Genomic DNA, 16,749 nt, shown 5'->3' with positions numbered 1-16,749 from the left:
AGTCGGGTCCGAACCAACCGACTGAGAAACTGAGTGGAACCGATTGATGCAGTCGACAGCCCCCGTCGCTGAAAACTCCCCGCAGAGGTCGAGCGTGCCCAAACCCTCGGGCTTTCGTTCCGATATCCAGGGGCTGCGAGCTCTGGCCGTGGGTATCGTTCTGCTCTATCACCTGTGGCCCGACCGATTCGTCGGCGGATTCGTCGGTGTTGACGTCTTCTTCGTCATCTCCGGCTTCCTGATCACCAGCCACCTCATCAAGACCCCTCCACGGAGTTGGGGCGACGTGGCGAAGTTCTGGGCACGACGGGTCCGGCGTCTGCTGCCGGCGTCGTTGCTCGTCCTCTTCCTCGTCGGCATCGCAACCTTCTTGGTTGCTCCACAATCGATCTGGGCCGATACCGGGCGCCAGATCCTCTCCGCAGGGCTTTACGTCGTCAACTGGGACTTTGCCGTATCCAGCGTCGACTACCTGGCTGCGGACAATGCTCCGTCGCCGGTCCAGCATTTCTGGTCGCTGTCCGTCGAAGAACAGTTCTACTTCGTCTGGCCGATGATCATCGGTTTGGCGTTCCTCGCAGGGACGAAGCTCGGCCGGTCCAAGAAGATCGTCGGTTTCACCGTACTCGGAATCTTTCTTGCCTCGTTCGTCTTCTCTATCTGGTACACGGCTGCCGAACCGGCGATGGCCTACTTCATCACTCCGACCAGGATGTGGGAACTGGCCGCGGGCGGTCTGGTTGCCGTATTCGTACTCTACGTTCGACCGGGGCGACTTCCGTTCAGCTCTCTGCTCGGGTGGATCGGTCTCGCCGGAATTGTGGCAGCCACTTTCCTCATCCGCGCAGACATGCCGTTCCCCGGCTACATCGCGCTGGTTCCGGTGGTGTCGACGGCGCTCGTCATTCTCGCCGACTCCCGGGGCAGGGCATCTGTGCTTCCGCTGCTGTCATTGCCACCAGTGCGATTCCTCGGCGACATCTCGTATTCCGTCTACCTCTGGCACTGGCCGCTCATTGTTCTCGTGCCTTATCTTTCGGCCAAGCTCGGACGCTCGGAGAGCCTCGGCGTGCTGGACAATATCGCCGTCATTCTGGTCTCGATCATCGCCGCGTGGGCTTCGACGACTTGGGTTGAGAACCGGTTCCGCAAGTCGTCGTTCTTCAGCAGCTCGAAGAAGACCTTCGCGTTCGCGACACTTGCTATGGCTCTCGTCGCGGCCCTGGGGCTCAGCCAGATGGTCGTCGCCAACACCATCGTCGAGCAGAACGAAGACAAACTGCAGGCTCAATTGGATGACCCCGACTCCTGTCTCGGTGCCGGGATTCTCCTCCCCAACGCGAAAGACAATCCCAACTGCGAAGATAAGGACTCGCTGCAGATGGAACCCGCTGCGGCGAAGAAGGACAAGTCCAAAGCTTATGCCGATGGCTGTTGGGCCAGCGCACCTTATGCGAGCAAACCGGAATGCACCTATGGAGATGGGTCGAAGCATGTCGCACTCGTCGGGAATTCGCATGCCGGGCATTGGCTGCCGACGCTCGAGCGCTTGGCCGAAAAGCATGATCTGACGATCACGACGTTCCTTGCCTCGAACTGCAGCATTTCGACTCTTCCTCAGGACCTGTCGACACCGGAGGAGACCAAGGGCTGTCAGGAATACGCCGATTGGGTCGCGAAGAGAACGACTGAAGGCGGCTTCGACGCAGTGATCACGTCGGAGCGGCAGTCGACGCCGTTGGAAGGCATGGACTGGGAAGAAACCGAGAAGAAGGCACCTGAAGGGCATCGTGAGATCCTGCAGCGCTGGGTAGACGCGGATCTCGATGTTGTGGTGATTCGGGATACTCCATACCCGGGCGGAGCGGATATCACGGTGCCGGATTGTGTTGCCAAGCATGAAGACGACCTCGAGCAGTGCTCCGGAACTCCGGAGTCATGGCACTGGATGGATCCGCTCGCGGCCTCTGCGAAGACCATTGATTCGAAGAAGCTGTCAGTCATCTATCCCCAGGACTGGTTCTGCCCTGACGGGCGCTGCGAGCCGGTCATCGGCGGAGTCATCACCTATTTTGACACCGCGCACATTACCGCGACCTATGCGCAGACTCTTGCCCCGCAATTCGACTCAAGTCTCCGCAAGACGGGCCTCGGCACCTTCGACTGAGACTGCTGCGGTTCATCGAACTGACAGTCAAGTCGGATAGCGTGTGCCTGATTGATCTTGACCACCGCCTGCTACGAACGACCGATCACCGAAACTTCTGCAAAGGACTGAACGAGTGACCACTGGACGAAACGCTGCCGACCGATACTTCAGCAAGGGACGCGAACTGGTGAAGCCAGTCGTCCACGGAATCGCCCGTAGAGCCCTGCCCGTGGTGGAACGTGCATCGGGGACGAAATACGTGCGTGAACGAGCCGCCGGGGGAAAAGGCAGCAAGAAGTCGGCCGCCGAGGCGCAGAAGAACGCAGCCGCGACCGCCCGGGCATATCGGAAGCTTGCCGTCGGGCTGAGAGGTGGATCTGCCGAAGACATCGATGGCTGGAACGTCGCACCGTCGTCGCAGGAGGTCGTTTCCAAGGAACGGCAGCTGGCACGACTGAAGGCGCATTCGACGCTGTCAGAGTCCCTGGCCAAGGGAGGGTCTTTCGGCCCCTCGAACATCGAAGCGGCGCGAGCGCTCATCGCCGCGGGCTTCCAGTCCGAAGTCGTGTCCATCGGACTCACCCTGTGCGCCCAGCCCAACCAAGAGGAGGTCGGCAGAGCACTCCTGGGAATGGCGTACCAGCGTTCCTCGGAGCCGGCAGTGGCATGGGCGGAATTCGCACAAGTCGGTGATCGGGATCTCATCATTGCGGCCGCCGAAGAGTACTACCCCACCGCCATCGACTCGCTCGGGCGTGAGGCACTGCCTCTGCTGGAACGATCGAATGAGTCCGGGGAGACTCAGCGGTGGAGTCAGAAAGCCGTGCTGCGCACCGCGGAATCTGCCTTCTGCATCGATGCCTTCGACCACGTCCGCACCCTCGTCGACTCACGCCTGAAGCAGGACGACCTCGACGAGGCGGTGCGCTACGAACTCACCCGCATGCTCGACTGGCTGCCCGGCGGCAAACACCTCGAACCACTTCCCACGACACCAGGGACGCGGAATTTCGGAGTGCTCAGCTACGATCAGCCGGGTATCCGCTCCCGCAACATCGGCGACTACATTCAGACGATCGCCTCGATCGGCCACCTCCTCCGTTATGAGAACCTGACGTTCTCCGGCGACGAAGGGCTGACCGCACTCTTCGCGAAGCTCCGGGAATCCGTCAAGGACGAACGGAAGTACACGGGCCCCGAAGCCGAGCTCAACCTCGTCGAGGTCTATCGCGACGGCAACGTCTACCAGGAGATCCCCGAAGACACCTGGTACATCGCCTTCGGCTGGTACATGCACGACATCTTCGGAAAATCTTTCAACATTCCGTTCCATCCGAACCTCCGTCCGATCCTGCTGTCGGTCTTCGTCCGCTATCCCGAGATGCTCACCCCTGAGGCCATCGCCTACCTGAAGAAGTACGGCCCGGTCGGCTGCCGTGACTGGCAGTCAGTGGCGGTACTCCGTGCCGTCGGCGTCCCCGCGTTCTTCTCCGGCTGCCTGACGACGACCGTCGATACGCTCTTCCCCGCACCGTCGGCCGACCACCGCACCGGAACCCTGCGCGTCGATTGGACGAAGGGCGGCAAGGGACCGACGAAGAAGCAGACTGTCACTGCCATCCGTGACAAATCGTTCCCTGAGAACCTCGAACTGGCCCGCAACTGGGTCGCCGACTATGCGTATAAGTACAAGCAGGTCCTCACGTCTCGCCTGCACGCCAACCTTCCCGCACGCTCGGTGGGCGCGGACGTCGAGTTCGAACCCAAGAACAAGTCCGATTCTCGTTTCGGCGGACTGATCGGCATCAATGAAGACGAATTCGACGCGATTCGCAATGGAATCCTCGACAAGCTCTCCGTGCTTCTTCCCCTCATCGCCACGGGAGCATCAGAAGACGAGATCTACAGCAAATGGGTCGAGATCACAGCAGATGATATGGTTGCCGCCGACGACTACCTGGCCACTGCACATTTGCCTGAAGCAGACAGCGCCGCAGTTGCGGCTGTGGTCGCGGCGGCCGAGAAGCCGACGCCGGAGAACAACGTCACGGACATCGTCATGACCGTCGACAAGGGCGAACAGGCGCTGGTCGCATCTGCGGTCAACGCCATCGACGGCCGCACATCGACGCGCTATCGGGTGTGGCTGCCGGCGGGCGCCCTCGACCCGACGCACATCGACGACATCGCGTCGCACCTGACCAATGGCACGATCCGCGCTCTCCCACCGGTGACGTTCCCCGGTGTCACGAACAGCAACGACCTGGTGCAGGCTCTGTTGCCGGAACTGTTCCCCGACCATGAGCGACTCGTCGTCATCCCCGCCGCGGCGGAGGTCAGGACCGACATCGCCGAGCTCGCGGCGACCGACCTCGACGAGGCGCTCCTCGCGGCGAAGCACGATGTGAGGAAGAACCGATCCAGCGGGCTCACCCTGATGCGTCGGACGGCCAGCGCATTCGGCGACGATCACGTCGCTGCGCTCAAGTACGTCTTCGCCAGCCATGCGGAAATGAACGACGACTTCGCTCCCTTCGACCCACAGATCGCCGTGCTCAATCCGAGCGCGCTGCGCGAAGACGGCGTCACCCAACGCGTCATCGGTCTGCTGTCCGAAGTCACCATCAGCTTTGTCGATGCCCTACTGACGGTGGTCCGTGGACGCTATGCGGATCTCGACGGCGACTGGAACGTCCGTGCGCAATGGGAGACCTCGGCGGACCCCAAGATCGTCAACTGGCGCGGCCAGACCCGACACTACGGTCACATGGCGTTGAGTCGGTGAGGCGCCGCCCTCGCCCTCTACATCGCCGATGTACTGAAGAAAGGCATCAGCAGTGAGTCTGAATGCTCGACCCAGCCGTGAGAACAACGGCAACCATCCTGACTCGGTCGACGCTGCTCGTCCTCTCGGCACCGACGCAGTGCACGTCTATAACGTCCTGTGGGGGATCCCCTCATCCATGGGCGGGATGACGACGGCCGCCCTCCGACGGATTCGCAGCTTTCAGAAGTACGGGCGCCCGCTGTCTCAGACGATTCTCACGTTCAGCCCGCGGATGGACACCAACGAGACCAGGGCACGTCTGGCCGCCCAGGGAAAGATCAGCGATGACGTCGAGCTGGTGAACATCTGGCAGGAACTGCGGTCCAGAACCGAATCGGGCCTGGCCGCGCTCAGGGGTGAAACTCTGAGAGCGCCGGTATCGCCGGAGGGCGGCGAGGCCGAAAACATCACCGCTTTCTACGATGTGTTCCGCAACACGCAGACCGGAGCGGTCATCCGACGCAACTACCGGCGAGCGGACGGAAGTCTGCTGCTTGCCGACATCGACGATTCGAAGCTCGGCCGACGGTTCGTCCTGCATTCGCCGGACGGACGGCCGATGACGGAATGGCGACGACCCCGAGACTTCTACAATGCTTGGGTCTCGGCAGTGGTGACGAAGGAACCTGCCGTCGTCATCGTCGATGAGAAGAAGGTCAGCGAGTTCATCCACGAGATCTCGGACCGGGCATTCCCCCTCATTCTGTTCCTCCACGGGACTCATCTTCGCCACCCGTGGAACGGGAACCATGGTCAGATCCTGCCGCGCCGGCTGGACACGATACGCAACCTCGACCGTTTCGACATCGTCGGGGTGCAGACCGAACAGCAGGCCGAGGCGGTCAGAGCCTTGGGATTCACGGAGGCGAACATCCGCCTGCTGACGGGGGAGCTTCCAGAATCGGCGGTGCTGCCGGAGGCTTCGTGCCGGCGACCACTGAACTCGGCCGTCATGATCGCCAATCTCATCGCGCTCAAACGCATCGACCATCCGATCCGTGCGGTGGCCGAATTGAGAGACCGCGGAATCGACGTCTCCTTGACCGTCCTTGGCGAGGGCAGCGAACGAGGCAGACTCGAGAAACTCATCGACGACCTCGACCTCGGTGACCGCGTCGGACTGCCCGGGTATGTCACCGATGTGTCAGAAAGACTGCAGTCAGCGTCGTTCTCGATGCTCACGAGTACGAGTGAGGGCCTGCCGCTGTCGATGATGGAATCCATGGGGGCCGGATGCATCCCCATCGTCTACGACATCACCTATGGCCCGCGAGATCTGATCGAGCACGGCCGCAACGGCTTAATCACACCGTGGAGCGACATCGACGCGCTGTCCGACCAGATCGACGCCTTCCTCACATTGGACGAGGACCGCGTCGAGGGCATGCGTCGGGAGGCACGGAAGACCGTCGAACGCTACCTTCCTGAAGCGGGTTACCAGCGTTGGCAGGACGCGCTGGAAGAAGTGGCGGTGGTGAACCTGCCCGATGACCGTGACGGGAAATCGGCACCGTCGATCGCCGCCAAGAAGCTCACTTGCGAGGCGACAACTCAGGGTTGCCGCATCGAGATCGAACTCGACCGGATCCATCCGGCGATTGCTGAGAGCCTGGAGCTGGTGGTTGCGGGCCGGAAGCTCAGCACCTTCTTCGTCAGCAGCAGTACGCAGATCTCAACCCGCAGATTCGGCAACAAAGTCGTTCTTACCTTCGACGTCGACTACGCGGGCTTCTCGGAGTCTCCCGACGAGACTTTCGACGTGTTCCTGCGCAGAGCCCACGACATGTGGACAGCCAAGCGGAGAATCAAGGCACCGAGGCGGTTCCGTGCTGTGCAAGCAGGGGACAGAGAATGGTATTCGACGAAGCATGGGAACCTGTCGGTTCGTCCACACTCGTGAGCTGAGATTGGGACCTCAGTCGTCGCTGGACTCCGCGTTGGTGCTCTCTGAGTGGAACTTTCTCAGTTCGACGGTGCGATCGGCGATGAGATCGGAGACGGCAGCGGTGAACAGGGCGGTCGACGTCCCTTTCTCACCTTCTCCGAAGTAGTGTCGCCTGAGTTCCTGCCTGGCAGCGGCGGCCGTGTCATCGGAGAACATCTCCAGCAACATCGATTCCACTCTGTCGACCGTCGTCTCGTCGATGATCGGGGTTGCTCGGCTGATGGGGGCTTCGGCATTGAGCTTGTTCGTGTCGGTGCGGCGGTCAGTCAGCGCCAAGGGCTTGTGCGGTTCGAGGTAGAGGTAGTCGAGTCCGACACTGGAGATGTCGGTGACAAGCAGGTCAACCGTGTCGAACATGGCGAGGATGTCACCCTGCATGAGCACCTGGTGCTGTTGCGTCGGGTCGTCGATGGCTTCGTTCGCGTGGTCGATGAGTGCGAGGATACGCGTGTTCGCCTCCGTCATAGCGGGGTCGTTGGAAGCTTCGACCCGGGGATGAGGCTTATAGATGAGTCGGGCGTTCGGGACCCTCAACGCGGCCTCGACGATCTGGGGGCCGTAGAGGTCGACCGAGGTGTAATTGTTCGACTCGTTCTCACCTTCCCACGTCGGCGCGTACATGATCGTCCGTGCTGACGACGGCTCGAGCTCCGGCGGCCTGTCGATGTCCAGCTGCGGGCGACCGACTTTGACCAGCGCCGATTCGTCGAAATCGATGAGCGCTCTGCGATGTCGTTCGATCGCAGCATCGCCGGCGACGAACACCTTGTCGTAGGATTTCGCCTGATTGGACACCATACTCAGCTTGTCAGACTCACCATGATTGACATGAACGTGAACCATCGGGGCGAAGGCCAGGGACTGGAAGTTCGTCACACCGTTATTGACGTAGAGCGCCAGCTTGAAATCGTTGGCATGGTAGAAGGTGTGGAGAGGGTCGAAGCGCCGTTTGAATACGACAGGTAGGTGGGTGGACTCGAGGGCTTGCAGCAGTGCCGATCCCTTGCGCAGGACAAGAACGACCCGGTGCTTTTTGTGGAGTTCTTCGAGGACGGGAAGCCACTGTTCGAGTTGATAGAACTTGGAACTGCGATCACCGAAATACACGACCACATCGCCCTGGGCGTAGCTGCCATCGAATTCGTCCTCGAGCCGGTTCCACCGCTCGGTGCCTCTGATCCATTTGCTCACATTTTTCCAAGCAGACGAGCGCACGGCCCATAGAGCCGGCTTTCGGATCAGGCTTCTCACGATGTTCCTTTCGATGTAGAGGCAAGCACTTGAATCCACACAGACGTGGCTTTTGAATCAATGGTACGGGCATCAAACGGTTGATTGTGAACTTGGTCAACGCTGGACAAGCTAGACGGATGCACTCGCTCGATCGGCGATTACTCAACAGTATGTCGGCGCAGCATACAAATGTTCTTCAACGCGTGCGGGAATTGCCAGGGCAGAACCGTGGATGGCGACGCGGTCGACGGCGAAGGCAGGCGGCGTCGCCGGAAGCGCGCAGTTTTCTGAACGCCCGGTGCGGCACCTCGTCCTATAGCCCAGCCGTTGCCACTGAGTGGATTCCACCTTCGTCATGGAACCCCGTTTGAAAAAAATCGAAGATTCTAGCTTCACAAGAGTTATATACGCGCGGGATGTGCAACCTGAAGTGTTGAGAAGATCACGACGCGGTGATTGGCGTAGACTTGTATACTCAAGAGTTGATTAGGGCGGATAGGTGCCAGTAATGAGACCCAACGGTGGCGAAAAGTTGAAACAGCAATTGAAGATCGCGCTGGGGCGCGATTTGCTCAATAAGGCCGTGAACGATTTAACTAAGATTCGTGAGTTCCTAACGGTAATCGCGAAAGACCGTCACCACATCACCGACGTCCAGCTAACTCGGGCCGAACGCCTTAACCTCGACACTTTACGGCTCGTGGCAATCGAGCCAATCTATGCAGAGCTCGAATCTTACGCCAGCAGCCACTTCCTAGGCTACGAAGAGACGATGAGGCGGCTTGCTACCCAAAAGGTCAGTTTCGCTCGTTTTGGAGACGGGGAGTTCAAGGTTATGCTCCGTCCTGACGGTAATCACGTCTTTCAAGACATCGTTCCGGAAATACAGTTGGAGCTTGAACAGGTATTGACGCACGGGTCCAGTTCCACAACACTGGTCGGAATGCCGACGGTCATCAAGGATCCCTTTTGGTCTAATGTGTGGGCGAACTACTATCCGCAGCTCAAGAAGCTCTACCCGGACGAAGCTAAATACGGCTGCACCCACGTTACTAGGCCAATCTACTTCCGACGATGGAAGCAGAGCGCCGTGGACGCCTGGAGAAAAGTCTGGGACGGAATGGACGCATGCGTGGTGACGGGTTCCCAGTCGCGCTTCGATCTCATCCCCGAATTGTTCGACACCCTGAACAGCGCCAAGTTCGTCTATGGAGCTAATCGCAACGCTTACTTCGATATTGATGAGCTTGAAAATGCGGCGTTGACGGCAAACTCTGACGTGGTGCTCATCAGCATGGGCCCAACGGGTACTGTTCTGGCGAACAGATTGGCAGCGAAAGGGCAATTGGCGCTGGACATTGGCCACATCGCCGCAAGTTACAAGAATGCCTTCCACGACGCCGCTCGACCCGAGGCCCAATAACGCTGACGTCTTCGTGCCCCCGCGGTTGCTGTCACGGGCGTGCGCTCGGGGTTGGAGAGGTTGGCATAACCCACGAGGTGGGTTGCGCGACCGTCATCGCTCCTGAGTTGCTTTACTTTAGTATCCCGGCTCTGGCCCGAAGTTTTCGACGTTTTCGATCAGTTGCGTGGCCGACGGCGGGAGTTCGGGTGAGAACACGAGCTCGTGTCCATCGATCTCGCCCACGAACTCACGAAGAGGCCGCAGCGTGGTGACGATCTTCTTCAATGACATCCCCGTCGCTTCCTGCATGGACCTCGATATGCCAATGCCGTGAACACAACTGTCAGGTGCGCCTCGATCACGAGTGCGATGAAAGATCGGACGGGCTCGAAGGTCAGTATTCCGAAAAGACTGCTCGACATGCCACAGGTCGTGATACGAACCAACGACGTCGGTCGCCGACATCGTTGCGAATCTTCTGCCAGTACCGTCAGGTGGCGGTGCCGTAATCCTCGGTTATAGTTCGATTATGAGGCGAGGACACGACACAGGGCGCATTCGGATGATGCGGCGATATAACGAAAGCATCACAGGCGCGTGGGATATTTCAGTTCTCGGCAACCACACGAGTAGTCTTGATGATCATGCTCGGTTCCTCGCAACGACACCCCCTCACCCCGCGCATCCGGCGTCGGTTTCCCCGCAAAGGACTCCTACCGGAAGGCCGCCACTACGCTTTGACATGGGGTATTGCGTACGAATTCGGCGGAATGACGACTGTCGTTCTGGACAGAAGTTCAGCGTTTGCGCGCCAAGACAACCGGCGGGTCGAGATCCTGACGTTGAGCCCGGAAATGAAAACACAGGACCGGGACAAGGAGCTGCACACAGAGAAGCGAATTGATCGGCGGGTCAAGATCCGCAACCTGTGGAAAGACCTCACGGCGTGCCCGGATCGGAAGCTGCGGCGAATGGTCGGCACCCTCGACGTCGAGGAACGTGCGATTGAAGACGTAGTGCCTAGCGCCGAGGACGGTTGGTCTGAGTACCGTAAAGCAGACGACGGAGTCCTTCTGCAGGTCGACCGCTACCACGACCTTGGCCACCTACTCGTCATAGATAGACTGGACATGGGCAAGCGGGGGAAACGCAGCGGTCGACGAATCACACTGTTCGATCGGGCACAGAACGTTATCGGCCAGTGGCCGACCGCTCGAGCGTTCTATCATGCATGGCTTGACGTTGTCTTCGATGAGAAGCCGACCTACCTAATATCGGACTCTTCATTCACCGGGGCGCTGATCCACGACTACCGTCGCGACAACGTGATCCTGTGCCAGGTGATGCACAACCCGTTCCTGCAAAATCCACGGGACCATATCCACGGTGAACTGTCCCGGGGGAAGTCGGAGTTCCTCAAACATCTCGATTCGTTTGACCTCGTGACCACGCTGACCGATCAGCAGCAGGTAGACATGACGGAGGCGGAGCTTTCGGCGGGCCGGTTGAGAACCGTCTCGAATCTCACCGATGACCTGCACGGAGATCCGACGGCTCCCCGTGACCGTCGCCGTGGTGCCATGATCGCTCGGCTCGCCGAGCAGAAACGTGTCGAGGATGCAGTACGAGCAATCGGCACAGCCGTTTCCAGCGACCCAGGTATCCGTCTCGACGTGTATGGCGACGGCACCGACCGACCAATGCTTGAGCGCCTCGTTGACGATCTCGGAGTGAAACGCTCTGCGATCCTCCACGGTCACACGCCGGGAGCAAAGCAGAACTTCCACACAGCCTCGTTCAGCCTCCTCACGAGCCGCTTCGAGGGGCAGGGTCTCGTGATCCTGGAAAGCATGTCTGCAGGATGCATTCCGATCGCCTATGACATTGCCTACGGCCCGGGTGACATCATCGAGGATGGAGTCAACGGGTTCCTTGTCCCTCCCGGTGACACGGAGGCTTGTGCAGCCACGATCCTGCGTACCGTGGCCATGAGGGAAGACGAGGTCGAGACAATGCGGCGAGCTGCCATCGCTCGAGCCGCTGACTACTTCGAGCGACCCATCGTCCAGAGATGGGGTGAAGTCCTCGCAGAGAAAACCTTCGACCCGATCATCAAGCTGGATAACCCGCACGCGACCATCTCCTCAGCATCCGTCAGAGACGACTCGATAGTCCTGGACATTCAGGTGCAGGGAATTGGGGACGACATCCCTGAAAGCGTGTTCGTGTCGTGGAGCTCCCGGGCCGGTGCCTTCTTCGGTAGAGTCCACGCAACGCTCGAAGGGCACAAAGTGCACGCGACGATTCCCACCTCTCGTCTCACAACCATCCCACCAGGACTCGTCGATATCTCTATCGACTTTGTCCACGGACGTAGCTTCAACCGTGCGCGCCTCGCAAGCGACAATTCGGCAATCACGAACGAATCCGAATCGGTGAGCTTGTACACAACGGCTCATGGAAACCTCAGTGCACGGATCCACGCTGCGTCGGGGAGCCCGCGCAGGGCGTAGGAACGACGAAAGGCCCCGACCCCACCGTGAGGTGAGGCCGGGGCCAATTTCATTCGCGAGCTCAGGCGTCGAGTGCTGCTCGGACTGCCGAGTCTTTAGACTCGAGCAGTTTGCGCAGAGCAGTCGACTTATCTGGACCGTCCTGAGTTGCTCTACTTTAGTGTCCCGGCTCTGGCCCGAAGTTTTCGACGTTTTCGATCAGTTGCGTGGCCGACGGCGGGAGTTCGGGTGGGAACACGAGCTCGTGTCCATCGATCTCGCCCACGAACTCACGAAGAGGCCGCAGCGTGGTGACGATCTTCTTCAATGACATCCCCGTCGCTTCCTGCATGGACCTCGATATGCCAATGCCGTGAACACAACTGTCAGGTGCGCCTCGATCACGAGTGCGATGAAAGATCGGACGGGCTCGAAGGTCAGTATTCCGAAAAGACTGCTCGACATGCCACAGGTCGTGATACGAACCAACGACGTCGTTCGCCGACATCACGTCAGCGGCGATGTTCGTCGATGCCCAAAATCGGCCCAGGTGAAGCAAGTCAGATTGCGCGACCGTCAAAGCTCGGCGCGAATCGACGGGCGAAGTCTGAAGAAGCTTGGGCCAACTGCGCGGAGCTGCCGTGGTCTTTGAGCGAGGGTACCGCCGCGAACAGTTCGAGCTGAGTCTTTAGCAGAGGACCTGATACATCCTTCTTGTGGTGGAAATGGAAACCTCGGAGGCTGTCTTCGCAATTTTTTGAGATCGTATGCGTGGCGCAAACATAGAGGAAAACAGACTCGAATCACTAAACTTAGCGCACCCAACCGGGAAGCTTCGCTGGCTTAGCGGAACCCCGCCTGTTGCGGAGCACCCTGAGCCTGTGACCTCTTCGGCTGTTGATTCTCGCGTTTGCACTGATCTGCGAGATGCACCCCAATCGTTCGCTACATCTTCTACGGATAGGCACTGCCAATGCAGGCGGCGATTCCGGACCATGCCGTTCTGCTAATCGGACAGACTGGGAGTAGCCCGAATCGAGCGCTCCGGCGATGGGCTAGCACTGACGAACCGGAAGTCGTGCTCTTTGATGTGGAAGCTGGACTATTTGTCTGTCTGTTCTGTGAAGAACACCTCGTCTACGACGCGACTTGCGGCACGGCCGTCGTCGTGAGGCGCATACTCTGCGGCGAACGCTGAGGAACGTGCGCTGAGCTCTGGCGACTGCCGGTCCAAGGTCGTGAGTGTGTCCCACAATTCGCTCTGGCTCGTCACGATGGGCCCAGGAAGGTCGGCCTCATAGTCGAGGTAGAAGCCTCTCAGCTGGTCCCGGTATTTCTCGAGGTCGTAAGCGTAGAAGATGATTGGTCGCTGCAGAATGGAATAGTCGAAGAACACCGATGAGTAGTCGGTGATCAGTGCGTCACTGACGAGATACAATTCGTTGATGTCATCGTGTGCTGAGACATTGCGAATCACATCGGTGAGGTGGTCAGGGATGGTGATTTTGCTCCTGACAACGACGTGCATCCGCAGCAGGAGAACATAATCGTCTCCGAATTCGGCGGCGAAAGACTCGAGATCGAACGGCAGGGTAAAGGCAAACCGATTCCCCGAGATGTTCTGATCGTCGCGAAATGTCGGTGCGTAGAGAAGAACCTTCTTCCCTTCAGGGAGGTCCAGCTTCAGTCGGACCTCTTCTCGTAGCTCTTGCAAATTAGGGCTGCTCAGCACATCGTTGCGCGGATAGCCCTTCTCGATGATGGCCGCATCGTGTCGGAAAGCCGTCGAGAACGCCGCTGTCGCGTATGGCGACGGGGACAGAAGATAGGACCATTGAGCGCTCGCCTGGGTCACTCTGTCCAGATAGCCGGCATCTCGTCCCTCGATCCTGTCGAGATCGTGCTGCATTCGCTTCAGAGGAGTACCATGCCAGGTCTGGAGGTAGACACCATTCTTCCGGCGCGTGATGTAGTAGGGGAAGTTCTGGTTGTTCACCCAGTGTTTCGCACGAGCTAGGTACCAGAAGTACTGAGGCGACAGGCGTTTGACGACGAGAGTGTGAGGATCGACGGTCGGGAGCTTCTTGTCGTAGACCCACACCTTGGTTCGCCCGTCGCCACGTCGAACGAGTTCTTCGTAGATCTTCCGCGGACTGTCAGCGAACTGCCGACCCAACCCGGATTCGAACACGATGACATCGTCGAGCATCGGAAGCTTCTTCGCGGCCGAGAACATCCGCTTCATCGCAGGGAAGTAGTGCTTGCTGCGGCGTAGTCGTTTCTGAAGCAGCTGCACGGGTTCCGAATGTGTGACGTTGTCGAGCGTGCTTCTCGGCGACGCAGTGAGAATAGCTTGGACGATTCGTTCTCTGTTGTTCTGGTCCCGGAACGGGTAGAGCAAGTCGGCTCGCGCGAAGTACTCAGAAAAGGATTGCTCGCCGGCTGTAATCAGGCGTTCGAGCTGACGGAGCAACCCGTTACGAGACCAACACACCGGTCCGGGCAGCTCACGTTCAAGGTCGAAGTGCGACCCGGACTTTCCGAAGAATCGCGTACGATCGAATTGGAAGTATAGTAGCGGCTTATGCAGAAAACTGAAGTCGAGTCCCGCGCTCGAATAGTCTGTGATCATAATGCCGCTCTGCTTGATCAGCGTCTGAACATTTACTTCGCCTTGGACGAAGATCCGAGCCGGGGAGTCCGAGAACTTCTCGATATGGTGCCGCATGTTCGGGTGGAGGCCGAAGACGATATCGAGATCAAATCTTCTGCACAGGTCGAGCAGTTCGGGGCTGTTGAGGAACCCGTGCCATTCTTCGAAGAACTTAGTCTCTTCGAAGGAATCTGTCGTAGTCAGCCAGTCTCTCCAAGTCGGGAGAATCAGCACCTGGTTGGGTTGAACTCGGACATCATCGTCGAATAGCGCGTCGAATCGCGACAGGCCGGTGACTTCGACTTCAGCAGGGGAATAACCGAAGTCTTCGACGATCATCTTCTTTTCCCGTTCAGAGCTGGTCAAGAACAGGTCCGTTGAAAACCCGGATGCGTCTTTGCCGTAAGTCTGAGTCATCCACTTCATGCCCATGACTCCGTGTTGCAGGAACACTTCAAGCCCTCTGCATGCCTTGACGAACTCTTTGCGCCGAGTCGGGTAGATGTAATCGGGATGGTGCGAGCCGATGATCCTGCTGGCGGCTAGTGACAACAGAACATGTTCTTCAGACCTGTGCCGAACGACATGTTCTTCATATCCGACAAGGTTGGAAAGCTCTGGAGAATCGAGGTCGATGACGTACCGAGCGTCGATCTCCGGATGATTGTCGATGAGATACTTAAATAGAGACAGTCCGGTGTCTTGTGCTTTAAAGGGCATTTCCCCTACCAGCCAGACAGGCCGATCGGAGAAGGCCTGTCGTGCAATGCTCCGGAACTTTCTCGGTCGACTGATCGCACCGTCAATGAGCTCCAATGCGCGACGGTCGAAATACTCCACTTGAAACGAGATGTTCTTCGCCTTCATGGTGAAATAGGGGACTACCGACACTGCTGATTCGCCGACCGCAGCAGTCCCCGGCGCGGCTTTTCGTCTCACGAGGTATCGGTTCTTTCCGACGCGCACACGGTGGCGTTCAGCTCTACCTGCCATCGCGGCGGTCAACCATGTATCGAAGATGTCGTCGGCGCGTCCGTCAAGAGCGAGGAACTCGGAGAGTGGAAGATCCGCTGTGAACCAGTACCGATTGAGGCCGAACCTCTGTTCGGTCTCCTCCTGGTTAAAAGTCAATGTTGCCGGAACCGTGATGACGTGTTCGGCCGTCCGCGCGGCCAGCTGAAGCTGGAGCTCGCTGATCGAGGAGTGACGGGTATAGATGCGGCCGTTCAGGAGCACTCGGCGCGAGTCGCCGACAGTCACCTCATCAACGTGAACGCGCATGAATGGGCGCAGATCATTATTGACTGCGACGGCGATGTTTCCCTTCTTGGTGACATATGGAGTCACCGTGTTGCCGTCAATCTCCACGGGTGTGAAGGTCGGAATCTCGGTATGGTGAAAGCGACCAAGCGGGACAAGGCCATGGACGACTGCCGGGTATTCGGCTTCGCTCCGCTTTGCCCCTTCGGCCGCAGGTTCTTGGCCGCAGCCGTTCGCCACGGCCTGTTGCCGGGCCGTCTCGGAGATCGCGTCTACTGGCCCGGTTACCTCCAGGTAGAACGTCATCCGTCCCTTGTTCTCGTCTGTATGGCGCAAGTCCTCTGACGAGCGAGAGTATTCAGCGACAAGGAGAGAGCTCACTTCGGCGAGTTCAATGGCAAGAACTGCTGCGCCTGCGCCGATATCCTGCGCTGCAGAATTCAGGACGTACCATTCGCCAGTGTCGAGGAACACCCACACGTTGACGATCGACAATTTATCCGAGACAGTAACATCGGCGGTGAGCTTAGTCTTGTGCTGTTCCATTCGAAGGGTTTTTTTGGACGCCGCGGTTGAAGCAGTGCCGTTGTCACCAGTGGCTCTTGCTGGGAAGAGAAGCTCTTTGAGATCGATACTCACTGCGGTAGTCAGTGCTCCTTGTGGATCGTTGTTCAGTCGACGCTGAAAACGTCTGGGCTTATTTGCCATGCGCAAGTCTAATCAGACGAGACTGTCGGAATGCGTGTCTTCATTTGCTGCAGGAATCCTCGGAGCTCCGAACTGAC

The 16,749-nt window shown here is 58.8% G+C and carries 7 protein-coding genes and 2 pseudogenes; 5 read left to right on the top strand and 4 right to left on the bottom strand.

Translation table 11 applies throughout. The features are described from left to right. The first annotated feature begins 46 nt into the window (after positions 1–46). From AC3CD9_RS10795 to AC3CD9_RS10785, 3 genes are all read left to right on the top strand, one after another. Positions 47–2,167, top strand: a complete 2,121-nt coding sequence (locus AC3CD9_RS10795; protein WP_488363864.1) for an acyltransferase family protein — start codon at positions 47–49, stop codon at positions 2,165–2,167. A 115-nt stretch (positions 2,168–2,282) separates the two neighbouring features. Next, positions 2,283–4,934 carry a hypothetical protein gene (locus AC3CD9_RS10790; RefSeq protein WP_488363863.1) on the top strand — a complete coding sequence of 884 codons (2,652 nt, stop codon included), beginning with the start codon at positions 2,283–2,285 and terminating at the stop codon, positions 4,932–4,934. Between the two features lie 52 nt (positions 4,935–4,986). After that, complete coding sequence (locus AC3CD9_RS10785; RefSeq protein ID WP_488363862.1) at positions 4,987–6,876, top strand: glycosyltransferase; 1,890 nt, start codon at positions 4,987–4,989, stop codon at positions 6,874–6,876. A gap of 15 nt (positions 6,877–6,891) precedes the next feature. On the opposite strand, the gene AC3CD9_RS10780 is transcribed toward AC3CD9_RS10785, so the two are convergent. After that, positions 6,892–8,112 (bottom strand): CDP-glycerol glycerophosphotransferase family protein, encoded by a 1,221-nt coding sequence (locus tag AC3CD9_RS10780; protein WP_488363861.1) that lies wholly within the window; start codon positions 8,110–8,112, stop codon positions 6,892–6,894. 550 nt (positions 8,113–8,662) lie between these two features. Between AC3CD9_RS10780 and AC3CD9_RS10775 the strand changes: the two genes are divergently transcribed. After that, complete coding sequence (locus AC3CD9_RS10775; RefSeq protein WP_488363860.1) at positions 8,663–9,577, top strand: GT-D fold domain-containing glycosyltransferase; 915 nt, start codon at positions 8,663–8,665, stop codon at positions 9,575–9,577. A 117-nt stretch (positions 9,578–9,694) separates the two neighbouring features. Here the strand turns inward: AC3CD9_RS10775 and AC3CD9_RS10770 are convergent. Further along, positions 9,695–10,027 (bottom strand): annotated as a pseudogene (locus AC3CD9_RS10770) (IS1634 family transposase); the annotation flags it as partial. 302 nt (positions 10,028–10,329) lie between these two features. Between AC3CD9_RS10770 and AC3CD9_RS10765 the strand changes: the two are divergent. After that, on the top strand, positions 10,330–12,072 hold the full coding sequence (locus tag AC3CD9_RS10765; RefSeq protein WP_488363859.1) for a glycosyltransferase: 1,743 nt from the start codon (positions 10,330–10,332) through the stop codon (positions 12,070–12,072). 157 nt (positions 12,073–12,229) lie between these two features. On the opposite strand, the pseudogene AC3CD9_RS10760 reads toward AC3CD9_RS10765, so the two are convergent. Together AC3CD9_RS10760 and AC3CD9_RS10755 are read right to left on the bottom strand one after the other, a co-directional pair. Then, positions 12,230–12,580, bottom strand: a pseudogene (locus AC3CD9_RS10760) (IS1634 family transposase); the annotation flags it as partial. A 573-nt stretch (positions 12,581–13,153) separates the two neighbouring features. After that, positions 13,154–16,672, bottom strand: coding sequence for a CDP-glycerol glycerophosphotransferase family protein (locus AC3CD9_RS10755; protein WP_488363858.1), 3,519 nt, complete (start codon positions 16,670–16,672; stop codon positions 13,154–13,156). Between the last annotated feature and the right edge of the window lie 77 nt (positions 16,673–16,749).

It is taken from the genome of Brevibacterium sp. MGP-B1, from assembly GCF_057766545.1.
Note: the sequence above shows the minus strand (reverse complement) of the source record. Positions and strands in the feature narration are given on the sequence as shown.